Origin of the sequence: Crenobacter luteus (assembly GCF_004345725.1) — a bacterium.
Classification (GTDB): Bacteria; Pseudomonadota; Gammaproteobacteria; order Burkholderiales; family Chromobacteriaceae; genus Crenobacter; species Crenobacter luteus.
Map to the genome: position 1 here is coordinate 84,366 of NZ_SLXG01000006.1, position 26,375 is coordinate 110,740.

The 26,375-nt window shown below is 70.8% G+C and carries 20 protein-coding genes; 6 read left to right on the forward strand and 14 right to left on the reverse strand.

All coding sequences use genetic code 11. The features are described 5' to 3' along the window. Positions 1–53 precede the first annotated feature (53 nt). The 10 genes from EV683_RS05605 to EV683_RS05650 form a co-directional block, all read right to left on the reverse strand. Complete coding sequence (locus EV683_RS05605; protein WP_131862120.1) at positions 54–3,905, reverse strand: translocation/assembly module TamB domain-containing protein; 3,852 nt, start codon at positions 3,903–3,905, stop codon at positions 54–56. After that, on the reverse strand, positions 3,905–5,647 hold the full coding sequence (locus EV683_RS05610) for an autotransporter assembly complex protein TamA (protein ID WP_131862121.1): 1,743 nt from the start codon (positions 5,645–5,647) through the stop codon (positions 3,905–3,907). Before EV683_RS05610 ends, EV683_RS05605 begins: the two co-directional genes overlap by 1 nt. A 173-nt stretch (positions 5,648–5,820) precedes the next feature. Continuing rightward, the gene (gene lpdA, locus EV683_RS05615) at positions 5,821–7,599 is read right to left on the reverse strand and encodes a dihydrolipoyl dehydrogenase (protein WP_131862122.1); all 1,779 of its coding nucleotides are present in this window, start codon (positions 7,597–7,599) and stop codon (positions 5,821–5,823) included. Between the two features lie 94 nt (positions 7,600–7,693). Beyond that, the gene (gene aceF / locus EV683_RS05620; protein WP_131862123.1) at positions 7,694–9,328 is read right to left on the reverse strand and encodes a dihydrolipoyllysine-residue acetyltransferase; all 1,635 of its coding nucleotides are present in this window, start codon (positions 9,326–9,328) and stop codon (positions 7,694–7,696) included. Positions 9,329–9,385: 57 nt separating this feature from the next. Next, positions 9,386–12,055, reverse strand: coding sequence for a pyruvate dehydrogenase (acetyl-transferring), homodimeric type (gene aceE, locus EV683_RS05625; RefSeq protein WP_066611108.1), 2,670 nt, complete (start codon positions 12,053–12,055; stop codon positions 9,386–9,388). Positions 12,056–12,509: 454 nt separating this feature from the next. Then, entirely contained in the window at positions 12,510–14,030 is a 1,521-nt protein-coding gene (locus EV683_RS05630; RefSeq protein ID WP_131862124.1) for a M48 family metallopeptidase, read from the reverse strand. A gap of 55 nt (positions 14,031–14,085) precedes the next feature. After that, complete coding sequence (locus tag EV683_RS05635) at positions 14,086–15,798, reverse strand: SulP family inorganic anion transporter (RefSeq protein ID WP_066611106.1); 1,713 nt, start codon at positions 15,796–15,798, stop codon at positions 14,086–14,088. Beyond that, entirely contained in the window at positions 15,795–16,211 is a 417-nt protein-coding gene (locus EV683_RS05640; protein WP_066611104.1) for a DUF6691 family protein, read from the reverse strand. The genes EV683_RS05635 and EV683_RS05640 overlap by 4 nt, the downstream gene beginning before the upstream one ends. 11 nt (positions 16,212–16,222) lie before the next feature. After that, the gene (locus EV683_RS05645; RefSeq protein WP_131862125.1) at positions 16,223–16,651 is read right to left on the reverse strand and encodes a YeeE/YedE family protein; all 429 of its coding nucleotides are present in this window, start codon (positions 16,649–16,651) and stop codon (positions 16,223–16,225) included. Continuing rightward, entirely contained in the window at positions 16,651–16,962 is a 312-nt protein-coding gene (locus EV683_RS05650; RefSeq protein ID WP_066611100.1) for an ArsR/SmtB family transcription factor, read from the reverse strand. The genes EV683_RS05645 and EV683_RS05650 overlap by 1 nt, the downstream gene beginning before the upstream one ends. Before the next feature lie 127 nt (positions 16,963–17,089). Between EV683_RS05650 and EV683_RS05655 the strand changes: the two genes are divergently transcribed. The 5 genes from EV683_RS05655 (at position 17,090) to rlmH (ending at position 20,633) form a co-directional block, all read left to right on the forward strand. After that, positions 17,090–17,950: an MBL fold metallo-hydrolase gene (locus EV683_RS05655; RefSeq protein WP_066611098.1), complete on the forward strand. Its 861-nt coding sequence runs from the start codon at positions 17,090–17,092 to the stop codon at positions 17,948–17,950. Between the two features lie 90 nt (positions 17,951–18,040). Beyond that, a complete protein-coding gene (locus tag EV683_RS05660; RefSeq protein ID WP_131862126.1) occupies positions 18,041–19,039 on the forward strand; it encodes a DUF2804 family protein in 999 nt (332 codons plus the stop codon). Beyond that, entirely contained in the window at positions 19,033–19,701 is a 669-nt protein-coding gene (gene nadD, locus EV683_RS05665; RefSeq protein ID WP_131862127.1) for a nicotinate-nucleotide adenylyltransferase, read from the forward strand. The genes EV683_RS05660 and nadD overlap by 7 nt, the downstream gene beginning before the upstream one ends. 9 nt (positions 19,702–19,710) lie before the next feature. Further along, a complete protein-coding gene (gene rsfS / locus EV683_RS05670; RefSeq protein ID WP_197457412.1) occupies positions 19,711–20,085 on the forward strand; it encodes a ribosome silencing factor in 375 nt (124 codons plus the stop codon). Between the two features lie 77 nt (positions 20,086–20,162). Further along, positions 20,163–20,633 (forward strand): 23S rRNA (pseudouridine(1915)-N(3))-methyltransferase RlmH, encoded by a 471-nt coding sequence (gene rlmH / locus EV683_RS05675; protein ID WP_131862128.1) that lies wholly within the window; start codon positions 20,163–20,165, stop codon positions 20,631–20,633. 62 nt (positions 20,634–20,695) lie between these two features. Here the strand turns inward: rlmH and EV683_RS05680 are convergent, their stop codons facing one another. After that, a complete protein-coding gene (locus EV683_RS05680; protein ID WP_243694724.1) occupies positions 20,696–21,292 on the reverse strand; it encodes a YidB family protein in 597 nt (198 codons plus the stop codon). Between EV683_RS05680 and EV683_RS05685 the strand changes: the two genes are divergently transcribed. Then, on the forward strand, positions 21,264–21,998 hold the full coding sequence (locus EV683_RS05685) for a lytic transglycosylase domain-containing protein (RefSeq protein ID WP_131862129.1): 735 nt from the start codon (positions 21,264–21,266) through the stop codon (positions 21,996–21,998). The genes EV683_RS05680 and EV683_RS05685 overlap by 29 nt on opposite strands. Positions 21,999–22,081: 83 nt before the next feature. On the opposite strand, the gene holA is transcribed toward EV683_RS05685, so the two are convergent. From holA to leuS, 3 genes are read right to left on the reverse strand one after another with little or no spacing between them, the layout of a single operon-like run. Continuing rightward, positions 22,082–23,092, reverse strand: coding sequence for a DNA polymerase III subunit delta (holA, locus tag EV683_RS05690; protein ID WP_131862130.1), 1,011 nt, complete (start codon positions 23,090–23,092; stop codon positions 22,082–22,084). Continuing rightward, positions 23,073–23,627 carry an LPS-assembly lipoprotein LptE gene (locus tag EV683_RS05695; protein WP_131862131.1) on the reverse strand — a complete coding sequence of 185 codons (555 nt, stop codon included), beginning with the start codon at positions 23,625–23,627 and terminating at the stop codon, positions 23,073–23,075. The genes holA and EV683_RS05695 overlap by 20 nt, the downstream gene beginning before the upstream one ends. 36 nt (positions 23,628–23,663) lie before the next feature. Then, positions 23,664–26,282 carry a leucine--tRNA ligase gene (leuS, locus tag EV683_RS05700; RefSeq protein ID WP_131862132.1) on the reverse strand — a complete coding sequence of 873 codons (2,619 nt, stop codon included), beginning with the start codon at positions 26,280–26,282 and terminating at the stop codon, positions 23,664–23,666. Positions 26,283–26,375: the final 93 nt, after the last annotated feature.

Here is a 26,375-nt window from a genome sequence, read left to right on the forward strand (position 1 = left end):
TAGCGCAAGCACCCGGCGCCGTCAGGCTCGGCCAACGTCGGGCTGTCCCGCCCTCAGTCGAAGCGCCGCGTGAAGCGGGTCTCGACCGACGAATCGACGTTGCCGGCGCGCAGCACGACCGACCAGCTCTTGCTGAACTGGTAGGAGAACTTGAACGCCTGCTTGGCGCTGCGTATCCCGTACTCGTAGCCGACGAACAGCTCGCGCGTCAGCTGCTTGCCGACGACGAGGATCTGCTCGGCCGGGCTGACGCGGCCGTCGGCGTAGGTCTTCTCGCCGCGGCTGCTCAGCCCCAGGTCGTCGAACAGGCCGACGCGGTCGTTGATGTTGCCGGCGAGGAAGGCGCCGGCGCTGGCCGCCAGCGCGACGTCGTCGCCGCCGCCGGTGCTGGCGGCGCGCCCGAGCACCAGCCAGGCGAGCTTGTCCTTGTCGCTCATCGCCTCGTCGGCGATCAGCCGCACATTCGGCGCGGACACCGTCCCCGTCACCTCGACGCCGGCGCCGACCGGCGACAGCCGGCGCTTGGCGCGCACCGACAGGCTCGGGTTGTCGAGCGGGCCGGCGAAGGTGATCACGCCGCGCTCGATGTCGAGGTCCTGGCCGTAAGCCTTGTAGCGGCCCTCGACCACGCGGACCTGCCCGAGCGCGGTCGGCGCCTCGCCGGGCTTGGCCGCCAGCCGGACCGTGCCGGTCAGCGACACGTTCAGGCCCTGGCCGCTCAGCCGGAAGCGGTCGCCGAGGTCCAGGTCGAGCGCCAGCGTGATCGGCAGGCTGGGCGCGCCGTCGGCCGGCGCCTTGTCGCGCCCCTTGACCACCACGTCGTCGGACAGCGTCGGCGCGCCTTCCTTCGGCAGGTCGATGCGGCCGCGGTCGGCGCGCAGCCGTCCGCTGACGAGCACGCCCTGCGGCGTCAGCGCGATCTCGCTGACGCCCGACACCACCAGCCGCCGCTCGCGACTGCTCAGCAGCGCGAACTGGCGGAACTCGATCTTCGCGTTCGCCTCGGCGCCCGCGTCGCCGGCGCGGAAACGCCCGGCGGCGACCACCTCGCCGCGCCCGCCGGCAAAGCGCAGCTGCTCGAGCCGGATCTCGCGGCCGTCGATCTGCGCGGCGAGCACGCCGTCTTCCAGCTTCAGGCCGCTCTTGCTGTCGACAAAGCCCAGCCGGCTGCCGGCGACGCTGCCGCGCCACAAGGGCGCGGCCGGCGTGCCCGACACCAGCAGGTCGGCGGCGACCGCGCCGCTGAGCGTCATGCCCGGCCCGGTCAGCGCCGTCAGCCGCGCCAGCTCGGCCACCGCCAGCCGCACGCGGCCGTTCATCGGCGCGTTCATCTGCGGCAGGCCGGTCGGCGCGGCGAGGCTCAGCTGTCCGTCGACGGTCGCGAAGCGGCTTTCGACGGCGACATCGACCAGCGCACGCCCGCCGGCGAGGCGCACGGCCAACTCGCTCTTGCCCAGCTCGAGCACGGCCTTGCGACCGTCGCGGCCGGGCGCGACGACGTCGCCGGCCTGACGGCGCAGCGCGAGCGTGCCGCGCGCGCCGGCGCCGAGCGTCAGGTCCCAGTCGGCGGCGAACACCAGGTTCTGTTCGACGGGCAGCTTCAGCCACGGCTCGAGCCTCGCGAGCGCCAGCGTGTCGAGCGCGCCGCGCGTGCGGACCGCGCCGCTGGCGCGCCAGTCGAAGGCGTCGAGCCGCACCGTGCCGCCGGCGAGCGCGAAGCGCGTCGCCGACAGCGACACCGCGTCGGCGGCGGCGGAAACCTTCGCCGGGCTCAACAGGCGCAGGCCGAGCTCGCCGGACAGCGCGAGGCGTTCGACCGTGCCGCGCCACACCAGCGCGTCGGGCGCGAGCCCGCCGTTGGCCGACAGCGCCAGCGTGTGCGGCCGCCCCTGCAGCTTGAGCGCGCCGGCCGCCTCGATACGGTGCGCGCCGCGGTTGCCGTCGGCGTCGACGCGGAGCGTGTCGATCGTCTGCCCCGGCACGGCGACGTCGCTGGCCGCGAGCGCGAGCTTGAACGGCGCGTTGCCGCCGACGCGCACGTCGCCGTCGAGGTCGAGCCGCTGCGCCCGCACGCCGCCGGGAGCCGCCAGGCCGTCGACGCGCAGGCGCGCCGCGAGCTGCGGCGCGGCGCTGCTGCCCGACAGCGTCAGCTCGCCGCGCGCCGAACCGGCGAAGCCCGGGCCGATGCGCGACAGCGCCGGCGCGTCGAGCTTGACGGCGATCGCGTCGCCGGGCGCGCCCCAGCGGCCGTTGGCGTCGAAACGGTTCTCGGCCAACGCGACGCGCGCCGCGAGCCGGGTCAGACGTTGGCCGAGCAAGGCCGCGTCGATGCGCGCCGCCAGCGGCGACCCCGACAGCCGGCTGTTGGCCAGCTCGAGCAACAGCTTGGCCGACAGCGGCGCGGCCAGATTGCCGCTCGCCGACAACTTGCCGTTCAGCTCGCTCGTCGGCAGGCCCTTCATCAGCCGCGCGACGTCGACGCCGCGCAGATTGCCGGCCAGCGCGAAGCGCTGCGGGCCGTCGAGACCGAGTTCGCCGGCCAGCGCCAGCTCACCGCGTCCGCCGACCGGGCCGGTACCGAGGCGCAGCGCCTCGAGCTTGAGCGTGCGCGGCGCACCGCCGCCGGACAGCGCCAGCCGGCCGTCCGCCGACAGCGTGCGGCCGGCCAGCGCGAAGGCCACGCGCGGCGCGGCGGCGGAGCCGCCCAGGGCGATCCGTCCGCCTACCGTGTCGGCCGGCGCCTTCTCGTGCAGCGCGGCGAGGCCGACGTCGCTCAAGGTCGCCGTGAAGTCGAGCGCGTCGCCCGCCACGCGGCCGGCGACGTTCACGCGGCCGGCGAGCAGCTGCACCAGCGCGTCCTCGACAGTGAAGCCCGCGTCGTCGACGGCGACCCGGCCGGCGACGAGGTCGAAGGGCAGCCGGTCGGCGGACAGCGCGCCCGGTTCGAGGTTGCTCGCCGTGACGCCGCCCACGAGCGCGTCGCCGTCGGCCGGGCGCAGCAGCAGCGCGAGGTTGAGGCGGGCGGCCGGCCAGGCGGGATTCAGCGCGCGCGGGTTGACGCCGCCGACGCGCACGTCGAGTGCGCGCACCTTGTGGTAGACGCGCGGCGCGAACGGCGCGAGCCGGCCGTCGACCTCGGCCGACAGGCCTTCGCCCGTCACCGTCCCGGCCAGCCGCGGCGACAGCAGGTCGGACGACAAGGTGAACGCGGCGGCGACCGCGCGCCCCTCGAGTTCGCCGTCGGCCGTCAGCCGCCCCGACAAGGCGAACGGCCGCACCGCGCCGAGCGACAGCGTCGCCCCTGCCCTGCCCCAGGGGCTGCCGAGCCGCTTGAGCTCGACGCGGTGGACGTCGTCGCGGTAGCGGTAGGCCGCCTCGACGTCGAACAACTGCGCCTGCCCGTCCCGGCTGACGCTCTGCAGCGTCAGCGCGTCCAGCCGCACCGCCAGCGGCAGCCCGAGGCTGTCGGGCGCGCCGGCCGGCGGCGTCGGCGACGGTTTCAGCGCGGTCGACTTCAGGTGGCCGAGCGCCAGCCGCTCGACCCACAGCTCGCCGCGCCACAGCGCGCGCGGCCGCCAGTCGAGCGCGACGCGGTCGAGCTCGACGCGCTCGTATTCGCTCTGCCAGACGAGGCCGGACAGCTCGAAGCCGTCCCACAGCGTGCCGCGCCCTTCGGCGACCGCGAGCCGGCCGCCACTCAAGGTGTCCAGATGGCGCGTCAGCGTCGCGAAGCCGGCCGGCGTCGCCGTCAGCCACGCCAGCGCGACGAGCAGCGCCGAGAGCACCGGGAAGCCGACGACGAGCGCGGTGCGGACGACGCGACGCCGGCGCGGCGCGGGCGGTGGCGTCTCGCCCTGCGGCGGGGTCGGCGGCGGCGCGTCGTCGCGGATCGGCGTGTCGTCCATCAGAAGGCCACCCCCAGACCGAGATACCAGCGGATCTTGCCGTCGCGGTCGCCGCGGGCGATGTCGAGCGCGAACGGCGCGACCGGGCTGGCCCAGCGCACGCCGACGCCGTAGCCGCCGGCCGCGTCGAAGCTGGCCCAGTTCTGCGCGGCGTCGCCGGCGTCGTAGAACAGCGCGCCCGAGACGGTGCGAGTGAGCGGGAGCTGGTATTCGAGGCTGGCGACGGCGAGCACGCGGCCGCCGTCGACCGAGCCGTTCGGCCCGGCCACGCCGAGGCTCTCGAATTCGTAGCCGCGCACGGAGGCGGCGCCGCCGGTGCGGAACAGGCGGCTGGACGGCACCCGGTCGGAGTCGGCCGCCCATACCTCGCCGAGCTCGCCGCGCACGACGACGGTCCCGAAGCGGCGGTCGGGTGTCCAGTAATAGGCGGCGCGGCCATAACCGCGCACGAAGGAGGTGTCGGACAGCGCGCCGCCGAGCGTGCCGGTCAGCTGCCCCTCGAGCAGGTGGCCGCTGCGCGGGCGCTGCGGGTTGTCGAGCGCGCGCCGCGTCCAGACGTAGCTGAGCATGGTCGCGAACAGCTTGTCGCTCTCGACGCCGCCCAGCGTGCGACGCTCGCTCTCGAACTCGACGCCGTAGCGCGCGCTGATGTCGCCGCGCTGGCGGATGCGCCACAGCCCGCCCGACAGCGTCTCGGTATCGAGGCCCTGCACCAGGCTGTCCTCGTAAGACAGGTTGACGCTGTGCGAATAGCCGGACAGGTTGCGCGGAAAGCCGAGGCCGACCGCGAACTTTTGCTGGTTTTCCTTGATATCGGCCAACAGCGAGCCGGTCAGCGCGCGCTTGAACAGGTTGTAGTGTTCGTAGCCGGCGCGCACGCCGGGGCCGTCGCTGTTCGAGTACAGCAGGCCGAGCTCGACCTTCTGGCGCGGCTGTTCGGTAACCGCCGCGTGAACCGGCACGCGGCCGTTCGCGACCGCGTCGAAGTCGGCGCTGACCACCGCGCCGGCGAAGTGCGGATCCTGCTCGATCGCGTTCTGCAGGCCGATCAGGTCGGCCAGCCGGTAGGGGTCGCCGTCGCGGAAGTCGGCGAGGCCCTCGACGATGCGCTGCGGGTAGCGTTCGAGCCCGGAGACGCTCAAGGGCCCGAATTCGATGCGCGGGCCGCTGTCGTAGCGCGCGGTCAGCTCGACGCGGCCGCTGTCGGGGTCGACCTCGGCGCGGCTGTCGGCCAGCCGTGCGAACGGGAAACGGTCGGCGGTCAGCAGCCGCAGCACCGCGCGCTTGCTGTCGGTCCAGTCGCCCTGCGAGAACGGCGCCCCCAGCGGCAGCGACCAGGCCTCGAGCGCGGCGGCGAAGCGCTGCTGGTAGTCGGGCTCCTGGCGGACAGGGCCGTCGAGCACCACGGTGACGTCGGCGATCAGCGCCGGCTCGCCGGCGTCGACGCGTACGACGTAGCCCTGGTCGCCGTCCTTGTCGACCTTGACCTGGGTCTTGAAGTAGCCGGCGGTCTCGGCCAACGCGCGCGCCTCGCCCGGCGTCGCCTCGAGCAGCGCGGCCAGCAGCGCCTCGTCCATGTCCGGGTCGTCGCGGCGGGTGATCAGTTCGAGGTGGCTCGTCAGCAGCTCGGCGAGCCCGGACGGCGCGTCGACGCGCACCGTGTAGTCGAGCGCGGCGTGGACGGGAGAAACGGCGAGGACGGCGGCGAGCGCCAGCAGCCTCAGGGAAGGGATCGACGGCATGTTCGGCTTCGTGTCGCAGACCGGCCCCATGGTAAAGAATCCGGCGCGCGACGGCAAAATTCGCTTGGCATTTCCGGCCCGGCACGGGCAAGCGCGCTTCACCCCGCCGGGCCGGGCGCGCACGAAAAAACGGCGGGGAGATCCCCGCCGTTTTGCTTGCCTGACGCTGCCGCTTACTTCTTGCGCTGCGGCGGCAGGTCGGTGCAGCTGCCGTGCGCGACTTCAGCGGCCATACCGATCGACTCGCCCAGCGTCGGGTGCGGGTGGATGGTCTTGCCGATGTCGGTCGCGTCGCAGCCCATCTCGATCGCGAGGCAGATCTCGCCGATCATGTCGCCGGCGTGGGTGCCGACGATGCCGCCGCCGATCACCTGATGGGTATTGGCGTCGAAGATCAGCTTGGTGAAGCCCTCGTCGCGACCGTTGGCGATCGCGCGGCCGCTAGCGGCCCACGGGAACACCGATTTCTCGATCTTGATGCCTTCGGCCTTGGCTTGCGCCTCGGTCATGCCGACCCATGCCACTTCCGGATCGGTGTAGGCCACGCCCGGGATCACGCGCGCGTCGAAGTAGGCCTTCTCGCCATGGGCGACTTCCGCGGCGACATGCGCCTCGTGCACCGCCTTGTGCGCCAGCATCGGCTGGCCGACGATGTCGCCGATCGCGAAGATGTGCGGCACGTTGGTGCGCATCTGCTTGTCGACCGGGATGAAGCCGCGGTCGGTGACGACCACGCCGGCGTTCTCGGCGCCGATGCTCTTGCCGTTCGGCGCGCGGCCGGCGGCGACCAGCACCAGGTCGTAACGCTGCGGTTCCTTCGGCGCCTTCTCGCCTTCGAAGGTCACGTAGATGCCGTCTTCGCGGGCTTCCACGGCGGTGGTCTTGGTGTTCAGCATGATGTTGTCGAAACGGTGTTCGTTCATCTTCTGCCACACCTTGACCAGGTCGCGGTCCGGACCCTGCATCAGGCCGTCCATCATCTCGACCACGTCGAGACGCGCGCCCAGCGTCGAGTACACGGTGCCCATCTCGAGGCCGATGATGCCGCCGCCGATGACCAGCATCTTCTTCGGCACGAACTTCAGTTCCAAAGCGCCGGTCGAGTCGACGATGCGCGGGTCTTCCGGGATGAAGGGCAGCTTCACGACGCGGCTGCCGGCGGCGATGATCGCCTTCTGGAACTTGACGACGACGCGCTCGTTCTTCAGGTCCTTGCCGCTGCCGGTGGTCAGGTCGACCGCGATGTGGTGCGGGTCGATGAAGGTGCCGATGCCGCGCACGATGTCGACCTTGCGCGCCTTGGCCATGCCGGCCAGGCCGCCGGTCAGCTTGCCGATCACCTTTTCCTTGTAGCCGCGCAGCTGGTCGATGTCGATCTCGGGCTTGCCGAACTTGATGCCGTTCGCTTCGAGGTGCGCGACCTCGTCGATCACGGCCGCGTTGTGCAGCAGCGCCTTCGACGGGATGCAGCCGACGTTCAGGCACACGCCGCCCAGCGTCGCGTAGCGCTCGACGAGGATGGTCTTCATGCCGAGGTCGGCCGAGCGGAACGCGGCGGAGTAACCGCCGGGGCCGGCGCCGAGCACCAGCATTTCGCACTCGAAGTCGGCGCCGCCGGCGTGGGTAGCCGCTTGCGGCGTGGCCTTGGGTGCTTCGACCGGCGCGGCGGCCGGGGCCGGGGCGGCGGCTTTCGGCGCCTCGGCGGCGGCGCCGGCAGCCTCGACGAGGGCGATCACGTCGCCTTCGGAGACCTTGCTGCCGACGGACACTTTCACTTCCTTGATCACGCCGGCGTGGCTGGCCGGCACTTCCATGGTCGCCTTGTCGGTTTCCAGGGTGATCAGCGACTCTTCGACGGCGACGGTGTCGCCTGCCTTGACGAACACCTCGATCACGTCGACACCGCTGTGACCGCCGATGTCCGGCACTTTCAATTCGATCAGTTGGCTCATGTTGTCTTTATTCCTGACGAGGCAGTGAGGGGCCGGCCCCGGCGCACGCCGGGGCTCGGCCAACGTTGGCGGGGCTTCACGCCCCGCCCACGCCTCACAGAACGAGACGACGGATGTCCGCCAGCAGTTTGCCCAGATGGACGGTGAACTTGGCCGCGGCGGCGCCGTCGATCACGCGGTGGTCGAAGGACAGCGACAGCGGGCACATCAGGCGCGGCGCGAATTCCTTGCCGTTCCACACCGGCTTGACCTGCGACTTGCACACGCCGAGGATCGCGACTTCCGGCGCGTTGATGATCGGCGTGAAGCTCGAACCGCCGATGCCGCCGAGCGACGAGATGGTGAAGGTGGCGCCCTGCATGTCGGTCGGCTTGAGCTTGCCTTCGCGCGCGAGGCCCGACAGCGTGGTCAGTTCCTGGGCGATTTCCTTCAGGCCCTTCTTGTCCACGTCCTTGATCACCGGGACGACCAGGCCGTTCGGCGTGTCGGCGGCGAAACCGATGTGGTAGTACTGCTTGAGCACCAGGTTGTCGCCGTCGAGCGAGGCGTTGAAGGTCGGGAAGGCCTTGAGCGCCTCGGCGGCGGCCTTGATGATGAAGGCCAGCGGGCTGAGCTTCAGGCCCGACTTTTCCCACTCCTTGCCGATCTGCTTGCGGAAGTCTTCCAGCTCGGTGATGTCGCACTCGTCGTTGAACGTGACGTGCGGGATCACCACCCAGTTGCGGTGCAGGTTGGCGCCCGACAGCTTCTGGATGCGGGTCAGCGGCTTGGTCTCGACCGGGCCGAACTTGGCGAAGTCGACCTTCGGCCACGGCAACAGGTCGAGGCCGGCGCCAGCGGCGGCGGCCGGTGCGGCGACGCCCGGCACCACGCCGGTGATCTGGCCGGTCAGCACGCCCTTCACGAAGGCCTTCACGTCGGTGTCGACGATGCGGCCCTTGCGGCCGCTGCCCTTGACCTGGCCGAGGTTGACGCCCAGCTCGCGCGCCAGCTTGCGCACGGACGGACCGGCGTGGGCCTTGGCGAAGCTGGCTTCGTCGATCGCGGCGGCGGCAACCGGCGCGGCAGCGACCGGGGCGGCAACCGGCGCCGGCGCGGCGGCCGGAGCGGGAGCGGCTTTCGGTGCCTCGGCAGCGGCCGGAGCAGCGGCCACGTTGGCCGAGCCGGCGCCTTCGACGACGACGATCAGGTCGCCCTGACTCACCTTGTCGCCCACCTTGACCTTCACTTCGACGACGCGGCCGGCGGCGGTCGACGGCACTTCCATGGTCGCCTTGTCGGTTTCCAGCGTGATCAGGCTGTCGTCGACGGCGATCTCGTCGCCGACCTTGACGGCCACTTCGATCACGTCGACACCGGCGTGACCGCCGATGTCCGGCACGGTCACTTCGACGCGCGCGGCGGCGGCCGGCGCGGCGGCCGGAGCCGGAGCGGCTTCGGCGGCCTTCGGGGCCTCGGCGACGGGGGCCGGGGCGGCGGCAGCGGCGCCGGCGACTTCGACGCGGGCGATCACGCTGCCTTCGGAGACCTTGTCGCCGACCTTGATCAGCAGGTCCTTGACGATGCCGGCGACCTCGGCCGGCACTTCCATGGTCGCCTTGTCGGTTTCCAGGGTAATCAGCGAGTCGTCGACGGACACGGTGGCGCCCGGCTGGATGAAGACCTCGATGACGTCGACGTTCTCGTGGCCGCCGATGTCCGGTACTTTGAGTTCGATGATCTGGCTCATTGTGTTTCCTCGTGCGAAACGGGGAGGTTGTCTCCCCGTTTCGGTCAGCTCACGTGATTAGGCTTTCCAGGACGGCACTTTGTCCGCGTTGATACCGTACTTGGCGATCGCCTCGGCCACCTTGGCGGCCGGGATCTTGCCTTCGTCGGCCAGCGCCTTCAGCGCGGCGACGGCGACGTAGTAGCGGTTCACCTCGAAGAACTCGCGCAGTTTCTGGCGGGAATCCGAGCGGCCGAAGCCGTCGGTGCCCAGCACCACGTAGCGGCCCGGCACGTATTCACGCACCTGGTCGGCGTAGTTGCGGATGTAGTCGGTCGCGACGATGGTCGGGCCTTCGAAGCCTTCGAGCACCTCGGTGACGTACGGCTTCTTCGGCGCCTCGGTCGGGTGCAGGAGGTTCCAGCGGGAAGCTTCCATGCCGTCGCGGCGCAGCTCGTTGAACGAGGTGGCGCTGAAGATGTCGGACGCGACGCCGAAGTCGGCGGCCAGCAGGTCGGCGGCGGCGATCACTTCGTTGAAGATGGTGCCCGAACCCATCAGCTTGACGCGCAGCGCGCCGTCGCCGACGGATTTCAGCTTGTACAGACCCTTGATGATGCCGGCCTCGGCGCCTTCCGGCATCGCCGGGTGCGCGTAGTTCTCGTTCATCACCGTCAGGTAGTAGAAGACGTCTTCCTGCTTCTCGCCGTACATGCGCTTCAGACCGTCCTGGACGATCACCGCCAGCTCGTACGCGAAGGTCGGGTCGTAGGTCACGCAGTTCGGGATCAGGCCGGCCTGGATGTGGCTGTGGCCGTCTTCGTGCTGCAGGCCCTCGCCGTTCAGCGTGGTGCGACCGGCGGTACCGCCGAGCAGGAAGCCGCGGGCGCGCAGGTCGCCGGCGGCCCAGGCGAGGTCGCCGATACGCTGGAAGCCGAACATCGAGTAGTAGATGTAGAACGGGACCATCGGGATGCCGTGGTTGGCGTACGAGGTCGCGGCGGCGATCCACGAGGACATCGCGCCCGGCTCGTTGATGCCTTCCTGCAGCACCTGACCGTCGGTCGACTCCTTGTAGAACATCAGCTGGTCGTGGTCCTGCGGCACGTAGTTCTGGCCGACGTGGCTCCAGATGCCGAGCTGGCGGAACATGCCTTCCATGCCGAAGGTACGCGATTCGTCCGGCACGATCGGCACGATCTGCTTGCCGATCTGCTTGTCCTTGACCAGCACGTTCAGCATGCGCACGAAGGCCATCGTGGTCGAGAACTCGCGCTCGCCCGAATCCTTCAGCAGCGCGTCGAAAGCGGACAGTTCCGGCACGGCCAGCGGCGTGGTCACCGGCTTGCGCTGCGGCAGGTAGCCGCCCAGCGCCTTGCGGCGGGCGTGCAGGTACTGCATTTCCGGGCTGTCGGCCGGCGGCAGGTAGAACGGCACCTTCTCGACTTCTTCGTCGGACAGCGGGATGCCGTAGCGGTCACGGAAGCGCTTGATGTCTTCCATGTCCATTTTCTTCTGCTGGTGCGAGGTGTTCTGCGCCTCGCCCGAGCCGCCCATGCCTTCGCCCTTGACGGTCTTGGCGAGGATCACGGTCGGCTTGCCGTTGGCGTTGTGGGTCGCTTCGTGGTAGGCAGCGTACACCTTGCGCGGGTCGTGGCCGCCGCGGTTCAGCGCCCAGATCTCGTCGTCGGTCAGGTCGGCGACCAGCTCGAGCAGTTCCGGGTACTTGCCGAAGAACTTCTCGCGCACGTAGGCGCCGTCCTTGGACTTGAAGGTCTGGTAGTCGCCGTCGACGCACTCCATCATGCGCTTCTTCAACAGGCCGGTCTTGTCCTTGGCCAGCAGCGCGTCCCACTTGGAACCCCAGATCACCTTGACGACGTTCCAGCCGGCGCCTTTGAACTCGCCTTCCAGTTCCTGGATGATCTTGCCGTTGCCGCGCACCGGGCCGTCCAGACGCTGCAGGTTGCAGTTGATCACGAACACCAGGTTGTCGAGGCCTTCACGGGCGGCGACGCCGATCGCGCCGCGCGATTCCGGCTCGTCCATCTCGCCGTCGCCGCAGAACACCCACACCTTGCGGCCGGCGGTCTTCGCGAGGCCACGGTCTTCCAGGTACTTCATGAAGCGCGCCTGGTAGATCGCCATCAGCGGACCCAGGCCCATCGACACGGTCGGGAACTGCCAGAAGTCCGGCATCAGCCACGGGTGCGGGTAGGAGGACAGACCCTTGCCGTCGACTTCCTGGCGGAAGTTGATCATCTGCTCTTCGGTCAGGCGGCCTTCGACGAAAGCGCGGGCGTAGATGCCGGGCGCCGAATGGCCCTGCACGAACACCAGGTCGCCGCCGTGCGCGTCGCCCGGGGCGTTCCAGAAATGGTTGAAGCCGATCTCGTACAGCGTCGAGGCCGACTGGAAGGAGGCGATATGGCCGCCCAGACCCATGTCGTTGCCCTTGTTGGCGCGCACGACGGTGGCGAGCGCGTTCCAGCGCACGATGTTGCGCAGGCGCTCTTCGACGGCCGGGTCGCCGGGCAGCGGCGCCTGGCGGTCGACCGACACGGTGTTCACGTACGGGGTCGTCGAGCCCATGTCGACGTCGGCACCGCCGCGGCGCGCGTTCTCGACCAGTTGCTCGAGCAGGTAATGGGCACGCTCGGCGCCGTCGTTCTCCAGCACCGACGCCAGCGCGTCGAGCCACTCACGGGTTTCCAACGGATCGATGTCGTTAGGAAAGATTGCAGCCATCTCTCATCCTCACAGGAGTTCGCGGAAGACCGGGGTACGGGTTCCGTCTTTGTTTTCAGCCGGCTCGCTTACGAAGCGGCAGAGTCCTCGGCGGATTATATGCGAACAATTCCGCAAACGAAATTTTCATTTACGAACAGTTGCAGGAGCCGAGTGCAGTGTAAGTCCGGGGGAAAACGGAAAGGAATCCCCTTTTAAAGCTTTCACTCCAAAAAGCAGAAAATGACGCCGTTGTTGCGCCGCAACATGTTGTTTTTTTGCGATTTGACGACCGGAAAGCCGGTCAGGCGGGACGGCGCAGGGGCGCCGGGAGGCGGTATGGAAGCGGCTTCCGGCAGGTGGCGGGACGGCGGCGGCGCGGCACAGGCGCGAAAACGAAAACGCCCGCCGGGGACGGTCGAATATCCGAACAAAATTGTCGGGAATGCGCCCGCAGCGCGGGCCGCGGACGCGCTCAGCGGGACGCAAAATGCCGGTGAACGTCGCCAAACCGGGCGTCGGCCGGCTTTTTGCCGCGCGTTGTGCCGTCTTCCTTGAGGGTTTTTTCTATTTCGCGCATCCGCGCCTCGATCGCCGAGCGCAGGTAGAAGTCGTCGCCGGGCGCCTTGCCCGCCAGTTGGTACTGCTCCATCGCCGCGCCGTAGCGCATTTCGAAGTAGAACGCGTTGCCGAGCGCCGCGTGGTAGCGCAGCCGGTCGCGGTCGGCGTAGAGGCGCGCCTGCAGCCGGTAGAGTTCCGCATCCGTATTATGGCGACTCAAGGCCTCGCGCAGCCGCGCGCCGGCCGCGTCGCGGTCGCCGGCCTCGAGCAGGAAGTCGATCTCGGCCAGCGTCAGCGCGCGGTTGCCGGGGAAGGCGGCGCGACCGGCGCGGAAGGCGGCGCGCGCGGCCGCGGCGTCGCCCGAGGCGCGCGCGATCGCCGCCGAGAGCGTGGCCAGCATCGGATGGGCCGGCAGCCGGGCCTGCGCCTCCCTGAGCGCGGCGGCGGCCTCGCCGACGCGGCGCTGCGCGAGGCGCGCGCTCGCCAGCCCGAACCAGGTCGCGCCCTCGTTGAGGAACTGTCGGTTCCTGAGCGCCGCCTCGCCAAAGCGCGCCGCCTCGTCGGCGCCGGCGACCGCGACGCGCAGCTTCTCGCGCGCCAGCAGGTAGTCGACGCTGTCGGCGCGCATCTTCAGCGGCAGGCCGAGCGCGCGGTTCTGCGCCTCGCTGATCCGCTCGACCGTCACCGGGTGGGTGCGCAGGAAGGCGTAGGCGTTGTTGTCGTTATGGCGGTTGGCCTGCTGCATGCGCTCGAAAAAGCTCGGCATCGCGCGCACGTCGAAGCCGGCGGCGGCCAGATACTGCATGCCGAGCCGGTCGGCCTCGCGCTCGAAGTCGCGGCTGTACGAGAGCTGGTTCTGGATCGACAGGCCGATGCCGGCGTTGAGCACGCCTATCGTCGCGTCGGCGCTGCCGCTGCGCGCCGCCAGCGCGCCGGCGAGGATGGCCGCCAGCATCACCAGCTGGTTGGGCGCGCTGGCCGCCTTCATGCGCGCCATGTGGCGCTGGGCGACGTGGGCGATCTCGTGCGCGAGCACCGACGCGAGCTCGGCCTCGCTCTGCGACGCGAGCAGCAGCCCACTGTTGACGCCGATGTAGCCACCCGGCAGCGCGAAGGCGTTGATCGAGCGGTCGTTGACGACGAAGAACTGGTAGCGGGTGCCGGCCGACAGCGCCGGTTGCGCGAGGCGGCCGCCCAGATCGTTCAGGTAGAGGGTAACCTCGGCGTCGTCGGCGATCTCGCCGCCGGCGCGCATCGCGGCGACCACGTTGCGGCCTATCCTCGCCTCGTCGGCGGCCGACAGCGCGCTGTCGGCCGCCTCGCCCAGGTCGGGCAGATCGTAGTACGGCAACTCGCCGTGGCTGGCGGCCGGCGCGAAGGCCAGCGCGACCGCAACGGCGAGCGCAGGAAGGAAACGGCGGGTGGGCGGGGTCATGCCGCCTATGATAGGCGCAAGCGCGCGACAGTTGCAGCGGCGGCCGCGCTTATTTTCAGATCGCGTAATCGGCCGTCGCCCCGCCGGCCGCCTGCCACGCGCGCTGGTTGGACAAGAACAAGCGGCCGTCGAAGCCGTCGAGCGCGCCGGCGCGCGCGAACAGGTCGTGCACCGGCCCCTTGACCTCGGCCAACCACAACACGACGCCGCGCGCGGCCAGCATCGCGTCGAAGCGCAGCAGCCAGTCGACCGCGCTGGCGTCGACGCGGTTGACGCCGCTCATCGACAGCACCAGGCAGCGCGTGCCCGGCCGCTCGGCCAACCTTTGCCACAGGTCGGCGTCGACGCGGCGCAGGTTGCCGAAGTAGAGGCTGTCGTCGACGCGCAAAAACAGATGACCCGGCAAGCGCTCGGCGTGCGGATGGCGCGCGACGTTGCGGAAATGCTCGGAGCCGGGCAGGCGGCCGAGCTCGGCCAGGTGCGGCCGGCCGCTCTTGGCCAGCCAGGCACCGAGCGACAGGAGCACGCCGGCGACCACGCCGACGTCGACGCCGACGGCCAGCGACAGCGCGAAGGTCGCGGCGAAAGCGACGCCGTCGGCGCGGTCGGCGCGCCACGCGCGCGACAGCGGCGACAGGTCGATCATCGCGGCGACCGGCACGACGATGACCGCCGCCAGCACCGCCAGCGGCAGCGTCGCCAGCGAACCGGCCGCGAACAAGAGCCAGGCGGCGGTCGCCAGCGCGGTCACCAGCGAGGCGAACTGGCTTTGCGCGCCGGCCTCGGCGTTGACCACCGAGCGCGACAGCCCGCCGGTCACCGGCAGGCCGCCGAACAGGCCGGAGGCGACGTTGGCCGCGCCGAGCGCGACCATCTCGGGCTCGGGCTCGACCGTCTCGCCGCGCCGTACCGCCAGCCACTGCGCGACCGACAGGCCCTGCACCAGGTTGACCATCGCGATGAAGAAAGCCGGCAGCAGCAAGGATTCGACGGCGGCGAACGACGCCGCCGGCCAGACCGGCGCCGGCAGGCCGGCGGTCACCGGGCCCAGTAGCGGCTGCGCGGCGAACCACGGCCAGCGCGCGGCGACGAGCGTCGCGGCCGCCACCGCCCACACCGGCGCGGTGCGCGCGACGAGCTCGGCCAGGCCCTGCCCCACCCCCAGCCGCACCAGCGTCGGCGCGAGACGCCGCCGCGCCCACCACAGCCAGGCCAGCGTCGCGCCGCCGGCCGCCAGCGCCGGGAGCCGTGCGCCGTCGACGATGCGCGGCAAGGCGGCGACGAAGTCGGTCAGCGTCGCGCCGCCGGCCCTGACGCCGACCAGCGAGCCGAGCTGCGAGGCGACGATCAGCACCGCCGACGCGGCGGTGAACGCCGACAGCACCGGCCGCGACAGGAAATCGGCCAGAAAGCCGGCCCGCGCCAAGCCGAGCGCGGCCAGCATCGCGCCCGACAGCAGCGCCAACAGCGCCGCCAGCGCGACGTAATCGGCGCTGCCCGGCACGGCGAAACGCGACAGCGTCGCCGCGGTCAGCAAGGACGTCAGCGCCATCGGCCCGACCGACTGCTCGCGACTCGGGCCGAGCCACGCGTAGACGAGCAGCGGCGGCAGGCTCGCGTACAGGCCGACCTCGGCCGGCAGCCCGGCCAGGAGCGCGTAGGCCAGCCCCTGCGGCACCAGAAGCAGCGCGACCACCGCGCCGGCGGCGATATCGGTCGGCAGGCTCGCGCGCCGGGCGGCAGCCAGCCCCGCGCCGACCCAGCTCACCGGAACACCACGCGGTGCAAGGCCATGCCGGCCAGCATCGCGGCGACGAAGAGCGCCGCGTCCGGCAGCCCGGCGCCCAGCCGCACCAGCGCCGGCCCCGGACACAGCCCGGCCAGCCCCCAGCCGGCGCCGAACAACAGACTGCCGGCGACGAGGCGGCCGTCGACGCGCGTCGCGGTCGGCAGGTTCAGCGGCTCGCCCAGCGGCGTCGTACCGCCGGCGCGCACGCCGCGAAAGCCGAGCAGCGCCACCGCGAGCGCGCCGCCCATCACCAGGATCAGGCTGGGATCCCAGGCGCCGGCCAGGTCGAGGAAGGCGAGCACCTTGGCCGGGTCGGCCATGCCCGACAACAGCAGGCCGACGCCGAACAGCAGGCCGCTGGCGAAAGCGACCGCGACGGTTTTGGGTTTCATCGTGATTCTCCTCAGGCGATCAGATGGCGCGTGACGTAGACGGTGGCGAAGCCCGCCGCCATGAAGGCGAGCGTGGCGGCCAGCGAGCGCGGCGAGCGGCGCGCCAGCCCGCACACGCCGTGGCCGCTGGTGCAGCCGGAACCGAGCCGGGTGCCGAAGCCGACCAGCAGCCCCGCCGCCAGCAGGCTCGGCCAACCCTGGCCCGACGCGGCAGGCAAGACGCCGCCGAACGCGAGCCACAGCGTCGGCGCGACGACGAGGCCGGCGACGAAGGCCAGCCGCACCGGCCAGTCGGCGGCGCGCTCGATCAGGCCGCCGACGACGCCGCTGATACCGGCGATGCGGCCGGCCAGCCGCAGGTAGACGACCACGGCGACGCCGATCAGCGCGCCGCCCGCCAGCGACGACGCCGGCGTGAATGCAAGCCAGTCTATGGCCATCACACTTCCTCCTCTTGCGGCGCGCAGTAGAGCGCGTACAAAGCCGACAGCATCGCCAGCGCCTCGCGGCTGGCGATGCTGTAATAGATCCACTTGCCGTCGCGTCGCGTCGCGACCAGGCCTTCGTTGCGCAGCACACCCAGCTGCTGCGACAGCGTCGGCTGGCGCACGCCGGTCAGCGCCTCCAGCTCCGACACCGATTTCTCGCCGTCGACCAGCTGGCACAAGAGCAGCAGCCGGTCGGCGTTGGCCAGACTCTTGAGCAGGGCGGCCGCGCTCTCGGCGTGACCGCGCAGTTGTTCCAGTTCCATCGCGTCCCCTGTTTCGGTCGGTTGCGGTCCGTGCGGTCGAGTTGCGACGGACCCTGAAAACATTATATTGACTGATATATTATTTATCAATATATTGAAATCGTCACTTTCGCCAGCGGAGGCCACCATGCCCGTCCAGATCGACGCCTTCTACGACGCCGTCACCGGCACCGTCAGCTACCTCGTCTACGACACGCCCGGCGGCCGCGCCGCCATCGTCGACCCGGTGCTCGACTACGACCCGAAGTCGGGCCGCACCAGCCACACCGGCGCGCAGCGGATCGTCGCGCGGGTGCGCGAACTGGGGCTGACCGTCGACTGGCTGCTCGAGACGCACGCGCACGCCGACCACCTGTCGGCCGCCGCGTGGCTGCAACGCGAACTGGGCGGCCGGATCGCGATCGGCCGCCAGATCGACAAGGTGCAGCGTCACTTCAAGCCGGTGTTCAACCTCGAAGCCGGCTTCGCGACCGACGGCACGCCGTTCGACGTACTGCTCGACGACGGCGACACGCTGCCGCTCGGCCAACTCTCGATCGAGGTGATGCACCTGCCCGGCCACACCGCCGCCGACGTCGCCTACCGCGTCGACGACGCGGTCTTCGTCGGCGACACGCTGTTCATGCCCGACGTCGGCACCGCGCGCTGCGACTTCCCCGGCGGCGACGCCGCCACGCTGTACCACTCGGTGCAGCGGCTGTACGCGCTGCCGCCCGAGACGCGGCTGTTCATGTGCCACGACTACCCGCCCGCCGGCCGCGCGCCGGCGTGGGAAACGACGGTCGCCGAGCAGCGCGCGCGCAACATCCACCTGCGCGACGGCGTCGGCGAGGCGGACTTCGTCGCGATGCGCACCGCGCGCGACGCGACGCTGGCGATGCCGGTGCTGATCCTGCCGGCGATCCAGGTCAACATCCGCGCCGGCCACCTGCCGCCGCCGGAGGCGAACGGCCGTCGCTACCTGAAGATCCCGCTCGATACGCTGTGAGAAGCCGCTCCCGCTCGCGCGCCGATCTGGAATAAACTGTTGTCCATGTTCAACTCCCGGCCGCGCGGCGACGCCGCGCGACCCACCCGCATGGACCCTTCGCCCAGCCCCCTGCCACCGGCCCCCGAACGGCTGGTGCACGAACGCGGCGTGCCGGCCTTCGGCATGTACCAGGGCGTGGTCGGCAGCCTGTCCTGGGCACGGCTGCAGACGCCGCCGCTCAAGCGGCTGACGCGCCGCCTGCACCACAAGCGCTGGCAGTCGGTCACCTTCGCGCACGCGCGCTACCTCGTCGCGGTCACCGTGCTCGAAGCCGGCTGGACCGGCGCCGCCCACGCCTTCGTGTTCGACCGCGAGGCCGGCCGCGTCGTCGCCGAGTTCACCGCCGCCGGCCTGCCGGGGCGTCGCGCCGCGGTCGAGGACCGCGCGTTCGGCGACGCCACCTTCCGCACCGGCAGCCGCTGCGTCGCCTTCCGCCGCGCCGAAACGCGTCTCGAGGTGACGGTCAACGCTCCCGAACTCAAACTCGCCGCCCACGTCGACCTGTCCGAGCCCGGCCCGGTGCTCGCCACGATCGCGCCGGCCAACTGGCTGGCGCACGCCGCGCACAAGAGCGGCGCGCTGCCGGTCGCCGGCTACGTCGAGGCCGGCGGCGTCCACCTGCCGCTCGACGGCGCGACCGCCAGCCTCGACAGCGCGAACGGCCTGTTGGCGCGCAACACGCGCTGGTGCCGCGCCGGCGCGCAGCGCCCGGGCCTGGGCTTCAACCTCGCCACCGGCTTCATGGGCCGCGCCGAGAACGCGCTGTGGCTGGACGGCGCGCTGTTCCGCCTGGCCGAAGCGAGCTTCGCCGTCGACGCGACCGACCCGCGTTCGCCGTGGCGCGTGCGTACCGCCGACGGCCTCGTCGACCTCGAATTCCGCCCCGAGGGCGAGCGGGGCGACGCGCTGCGCCACCTGGGCGCCGAACAGCGTTCGCTACAGCGCGTCGGCACCTTTAACGGCCACGTCGTCCACCCGGCCAGCGGCCAGACGCGGCGCGTCGACGCGCTGCTCGGCCTCGTCGAGGAGCACGCGTCGCGATGGTGAGCCCGGACCGCGCCGTCGGCGTGTTCGGCGGCACCTTCGACCCGATCCACGCCGGTCACCTGCGGCTGGCGCGCGCGCTGCGCGACGAGCTCTCGCTGTCCGAGGTGCGGCTGATCCCGGCCGGCGACCCCTACCACCGCGAGGCCGCGCCGCTCGCCAGCGCCGAGCAGCGTCTCGCGATGGCGCGCCTCGCCGTCGCCGGCGAGCCGGGCCTCGTCGTCGACGAGCGCGAGGTGCGGCGCGGCCGGCCGAGCTACACGGTCGAGACGCTCGCCGAGCTACGCGCCGAGCTCGGCCCCGACGTGCCGATCTGGTGCCTGATCGGCGGCGACTCGCTGGCGCAGCTCGCGACATGGCGGCGCTGGCGCGAGCTGTTCGCGCTCGCCCATCTCGCGGTCGCGCTCAGGCCGGGCTTCGACCCGGCGACTCTGCCCGAGCCGGTAGCCGCCGAATGGCGGCAGCGCCAAGTGTCTGATTTTCCAAATCGAACGCCCTCGGGTACAATCCGCGCCTTGACTTTGCCGCCGATGGACATCTCGGCCACCGATTTGCGCGCCCGGCTCGGCCAGGGCGCCGCGGTCGACGGCCTGATCGCGCCGGCCGTGCTCGCCTATATCGAGGCCGGGCACCTGTACGGCGCCGGGGCCGCGCGGCCCACTTGAAGGAAGACTATGGAACTGGACGCTAAAGAGATCGCGAAACTCGCGGTCGACGCCCTCGAAGACGTGAAGGGCAAGGACATCATCGAACTCGACACCACCCAGCTGACCTCGCTGTTCCAGCGCATGATCGTCTGCACCGGCGACTCGAACCGCCAGGTGAAGGCGCTGGCCAACAACGTACACGTCAAGCTGAAGGAAGCGGGCGTCGACATCGTCGGCACCGAAGGCCAGGAATCGGGCGAGTGGGTGCTGGTCGACGCCGGCGACGTGGTCGTCCACGTGATGCTGCCGGCGGTGCGCGACTACTACGACATCGAGGCGCTGTGGGGTGGCGAGAAGCCGTCCTTCGTGCCGGCCGGCGGTCGCCCGTGGAAGGCGCTGTAAGCGCGTAACCCGCCCCCGCAAAAGGTTGGCCGAGCCTGTGCTCGGCCAACCTTTTTGCTTTTTCGGAGAACCCGACGATGAAAATGACCATCCTCGCGGTCGGCACCAAGATGCCGCGCTGGGTCGACGAGGCCTTCGACGACTACGCCAAGCGCTTCGGCCGCGACATCGCGCTGGAACTGAAGGAAATCAAGCCCGAGAAGCGCGGCGGCGGCGTCACCGCCGAGCGCGGCATCGCCGCCGAGCACGCGCGCCTCGTCGCCGCCTTGCCGCCGCGCGCGCGCCTCGTGGTGCTCGACGAACGCGGCCGGAACTGGACCAGCATGCAACTGGCGGCCGGCCTGAAGGACTGGCTGGCCGACGGCCAGGACATCGCCTTCGTGATCGGCGGCGCCGACGGCTTGTCGGCCGAACTGAAACAGCGCGCCGACCTGACGCTGCAGCTGTCGGCGATGACGCTGCCGCACGGCATGGTGCGCGTGATGCTGGCCGAACAGCTGTACCGCGCGGTATCCATCCTCAACAACCACCCCTACCACCGCGAGTAGGCCGGACGCGACAAGACCCCGGCCGAGCGTCGACGCCGGGCCGGGGCCTGCCCCCGCGCGCCTCAGCGCCTGAACAGGCCCTTGAGCGCGTCCAGCCCCTGGCCGAGCAGGTCGCCGCCGCCCGCGGGCAGCGTGCCGTCCGGCGACAGCTTGTCGACCAGCTGCGGCAGGTAGTCGGCGATGCCGGCCGCCAGCTGCTGCGGGTCGAGACCGGCCTTGCCGGCCAGCGCCGCGATCGTCTCGTTGCCGAGCACCGACTCGATCTGCTCGGCCGTCACCGGCAGCTTGTCGCCCGAGCCGAGCCACGAGGCGACCGCCTCGGAGAGCCCGCCCTGGCGCAGCTTGTCGAGCAACCCCTCCAGCCCGCCGCTGTCCTGCAGCAACTGCGCGACGGCACCGGCCAGCGCGCCCTGATCGCCCCCCAGGGCCCCCCGCAGACTATCGAGCCACGTCATCTTCCACCTCCCGTTGCGGCGGCCGACGCCGCCATGACAAAAAGATCGCCGCGCGCCGCGCGCGCCACCATTCAGCGTAGCAGGCGGGGCGGCGGACGCAAAAAACGGCAAGACGCTGGCCAAGTCGTTGAAATGATTCGATAATGGCGCGACTTCACCGCGAAAGACTCGCCCGATGACCCGATTCCTGCTGCTGTTCGCCACCGTCGCCGCCCTGTCGTCCGTCCCCGCCCGCGCCGAGATCTGGGGCTACGTCGACGAGGACGGTCGGGCGCACCTGGCCGAGCGGCAGCTCGACGCGCGCTACCAGCTGTTCCAGAAAGGCGGTAGCCTCAAGCGCGAGGACGCGGTCGACGACGTGGTGATCGTCGGCAAGACCCGCCAGGGCGTCGCGCCGGGCGACGTCGCGGGCCTGCCCAGGGTCGCCGCGCCGCACATCAGCGCCAGCCGCAAGGCACCCTACCGCGAGATGATCGCCCGCGTCGCCCGCGAACACCGGCTCGACCCCGAGCTGCTGCACGCGATCGTCAGCGTCGAGTCCGGCTACCAGAGCGCGGCGCTGTCGCCCAAGGGCGCGGTCGGCCTGATGCAGGTGATGCCGGCCACCGGCGAGCGCTTCGGCGTCACCGAGCTGTCCGACCCGCGCCAGAACCTCAAGGCCGGCGCGCGCTACCTGAAATTCCTGCTGACCGCGTTCAACGGCAACCTGCCGCTGGTGCTGGCCGCCTACAACGCCGGCGAGGGTGCGGTGCAGAAGTACAACAACCGCATCCCGCCCTACCCCGAAACGCGCGACTACGTCGCCAAGGTGCTGGCCAGCTACCGCGGCGGCGCCGAACCGTCCGGCGCGCTGCGCGACGCCGGCGGCAAGCGCATGCGCGTGGTCATCCAGCCCGACCGGGCGCTGTGACGCCCGCCGCCCACTGGCAAACGAAAACGGCCCGCTGTCGCAGCGGGCCGTTTTTTCATGCGCAGAGCGCGAAACGAGACGGACTAGCGTCCGGCCGACAAGCTCGCCGCGACGCGGCGCAGCGTCAGCCACGCGTCGCCCGGCTCGGCACCCTTGATCTGGCGGTCGGCGCGCGCGCACTCGGCCAGCAAGGTCATCAGCGTGCGCGGCCCGACGCGGCGCAAGGCCGGCTCGGCCAACCTCTGCCGCTCGCCCCACAAGCGCAACTCGCGCGCCAGATCGCGCACGGTGCGGCCGTCCTTGAGGCCTTGGCGCAGCCTGAGCAGCGCGCGCACATCCTCGCTCGCCGCCCACAACACCAGCACCGGCGCCTCGCCCTCGGCTTCCAGCCCGTCTAGCATGCGCGCGACGCGCGCGGAATCGCCCGACAGCCACGCCTCGGACAGCTGGAACACGTCGAAGCGCGCGACGTTGGCGACCGAGGCGCGCAAGTCGTCGAAGGCGATCTCGCCGGCCGGAAACAGCAGCGCGAGCTTGTCGACCTCCTGGCGCGCAGCCAGCAGGTTGCCCTCGACGCGGTCGGCGAAGAAGGCGAGCGCCTCGGCCGACAGGCTCTGGCCCTGGCGCTTCAGCCGCCGCGCGATCCAGCCCGGCAGCTCGGCGCGGCCGACGGGCTTGGCCTCGACCACCTGCGCGGCGGCGGCGAGCGCGGTGAACCACTTGCTCGACAGCTGCGCCTTCTCCAGCTTGGGCAGGATGACGAGGGTCAGCGTGTCGGCCGGCGGCGCGCCGGCCAGATCCTGCAGCGCGGTCGCGCCTTCGGTGCCGGGCTTGCCGGACGGGATGCGGATCTCGAGCAGGCGCAGCGACGCGAACAGCGACAGGCTCTGGCTGGCTTCATTCAGCCGCGACCAGTCGAAGCCGCCCTCGACGGTCAGCACCTCGCGCTCGGCGTAGCCGGCCGCGCGCGCGGCGGCGCGGATCGCGTCGGCGGCCTCGAGCGCGATCAGCGCCTCCTCGCCGTGGATCAGGTAAAGCGGCGCGAGACTGCGGCCGAGCTGGCCGGGCAGCGACTCAGCGGACAGGCTGGGCATCGCGCGGGACGGCCGGCTTCAGCGACTGCTGTGCCGCCGCCGGCAAGGGCTTCATATAGGCGAGGCTGCGCGCGAGCTGGTCGGCGGCGTCGCGGCGCATGTCGCGCCACAGGAAGCTCTCCTCCTCCTCCTTGGCCAGCACGGCCGAGTCGAAGTAGGCGAGGCGGCGGCGCACGATCACGGTGCGCGGCTCGCCGTAGCGTTCGCCGCCGCGCAGCAGCTCGGCGGTCACGCGCAGCGTCAGCAGGTACTCGTTGACGCGGCCGGCGCGGTTGATCGTCAGGATGTCCTTGGCGCTCGCCTCGTCGCTCAGGCGCAGCACGACCTCGGCCTGGGCGGCCGAGGTGGCGACGGTCAGGCGCGGGTCGCGCGCGAGCGCCTTGCCGAGTTCCGACATCACGGAACCCTGACCGTCGAGATAGACCGAGGCGAACGGCAGCGGCGCCAGCGGCGCGGTCAGGCCGCGCAGCTGGAAGCCGCAGGCGGTGAGCGCGAACAGCGAGGCCAGCAGCAACAGCTTGCGGATGAAACGCATGGGCTCTCCGGCGGGGGGCGAGCCCCCCCGAAACGGTTAAACGACGATGTTGACCAGACGCCCCGGCACCACGATCACCTTCTTGGCCGGCTTGCCTTCCATGAACTTCTGCACGTTCTCGTTGGCCATCGCGGCCGCCTCGATCGCGCCCCGGTCGGCGTCGGCCGGCACGGTCACGCTGCCCCTGAGCTTGCCGTTGACCTGCACCATCAGTTCGAGCTCGGTCTTCACGAGAGCCGACTCGTCGATGCTCGGCCAACCCTGCTCGAGCAACGTGGTACCCGGCTTGAGTTCGCTCCACAGCGCCTCGGCGATGTGCGGCACGATAGGCGACAGCAGCACGACGACGGCTTCGAGCACTTCCTGCGCGACGGCGCGTCCCTGCTCGCCGGACTTGTCGGCCTTGTCGTAGGCGTTCAGCAGCTCCATCACCGCGGCGATCGCGGTGTTGAACTGCTGGCGGCGGCCGTAGTCGTCGGCGACCTTCTGGATCGTCGCGTGCAGCTTGAAGCGCAGCTCCTTGAGGTTGGCCGACAGCTCGCCCGACGCGTACTTGTCGACCACGCCGGCGGCGACATGCTCGCCGACGGTCTTCCACAGGCGCTTGAGGAAGCGGAACGCGCCCTCGACGCCGGCGTCCGACCACTCCAGGCTCTGGTCCGGCGGCGCGGCGAACATCATGAACAGGCGCGCGGTGTCGGCGCCGTACTTCTCGATGAATTCCGACGGGTCGACGCCGTTGTTCTTCGACTTGGACATCTTCTCGACGCCGCCGACCGTGACCGGCTGACCGTCGACGCGGTGGGTCGCGCCGACGATCTTGCCCTTGGCGTCGCGCTCGAGGATCACGTCCTGCGGCGCGATCCAGTCCTTCGAGCCGTTCGGCAGCTCGCGGTAGAAGGTCTCGCACACCACCATGCCCTGCGTCAGCAGGCTCTTGAACGGCTCGTCGCTCGACACCAGGCCCTCGTCGCGCATCAGCTTGTGGAAGAAGCGCGCGTACAGGAGGTGCAGGATCGCGTGCTCGATGCCGCCGACGTACTGGTCGACCTGCAGCCAGTAATCGGCCGCCTGCTTGTCGACCATCGCGGTGTCGCACTTCGGGCTGGCGTAGCGCGCGTAGTACCACGACGACTCGACGAAGGTGTCCATCGTGTCGGTTTCGCGGCGCGCCGCGCCGCCGCACTTGGGACACGTGGTCTCGTAGAATTCCGGCATGCGGGCCAGCGGCGAACCGGCGCCGTCCGGCACCACGTTCTCGGGCAGCACCACCGGCAGCTGGTCTTCCGGCACCGGCACGTCGCCGCAGCACGGGCAGTGGATGATCGGGATCGGGCAGCCCCAGTAGCGCTGACGGCTGATGCCCCAGTCGCGCAGGCGGTACTGGGTTTTCTTGCTGCCGCGCTGCTGCGCGGCGAGGTCGGCGACGATGGCGTCGAACGCCGCCTGGTAGCCCAGATTGTCGTACTTGCCGGAATTGACGGTCACGACCGACTCGTCCTTGGCGCCGTACCATTCTTTCCAGACGGTCGGCTCGAAGTCGTCGTCGCCCGAGGCCGGCGCGATCACCTGCTTGATCGGCAGCGCGTACTTGTTGGCGAACGCGAAGTCGCGCTCGTCGTGGCCCGGCACCGCCATCACGGCGCCCTCGCCGTAGCCCCACAGCACGTAGTTGGCGACCCACACCGGCAGCTTGTCGCCGGTCAGCGGGTGGACGACGAACAGGCCGGTCGGCAGGCCCTTCTTCTCCATCGTCGCCATGTCGGCCTCGGCGACCGAGCCGGCCTTGCATTCGGCGATGAAGGCCTGCAGCGCCGGGTTGTCCGCGGCCGCCTGCGTCGCCAGCGGGTGCTCGGCGGCGACCGCCACGTAGGTCGCGCCCATCAGCGTATCGGGACGGGTGGTGTAGACCTTCAGCTCGCCGGCGTGGCCGACGCTGGCCGCGTCGTACGGGAACACGATCTCGGCGCCGTAGCTCTTGCCGATCCAGTTGCGCTGCATGGTCTTGACCTGCTCGGGCCAGCCGTCGAGCGTGTCGAGGCTGTCGAGCAGTTCATCGGCGTACTTGGTGATCGCGAAGTAATACATCGGGATTTCGCGCTTCTCGACCAGCGCGCCGGAGCGCCAGCCGCGGCCGTCGATCACCTGCTCGTTGGCGAGCACGGTCTGGTCGACCGGGTCCCAGTTCACCACGCCGTTCTTCTTGTAGATGATGCCCTTCTCGAACAGGCGGGTGAACAGCCACTGCTCCCAGCGGTAGTACTCGGGGGTGCAGGTGGCCAGTTCGCGCTCCCAGTCGAGCGCGAAGCCCAACTGCTTGAGCTGGCCCTTCATGTACTCGATGTTGGCGTAGGTCCACGCCGCCGGCGCGCCGCCGCTCTTCATCGCGGCGTTCTCGGCCGGCAGGCCGAAGGCGTCCCAGCCCATCGGCTGCAGCACGTTGTAGCCCTGCAGCTTCATGAAGCGCGCCAGCGCGTCGGTGATGGTGTAGTTGCGCACGTGGCCCATGTGCAGCTTGCCCGACGGGTACGGGAACATCGACAGGGCGTAGTACTTCGGGCGGGTGGTATCCTCGACGGCGCGGAAGGCGGCGGTCGTCTCCCAGTGCGCTTGCGCGGCGGCTTCGACTTCGCGCGGGCTGTAGTGTTCTTGCATGGCGATCTTTTATCCGGTTAAAGCGGTCGGGCTGAACCCGCCCGCGTCGGCGCGGGCGTGCGGCCAATATCCTCAAACGCCCGATTATAGCGG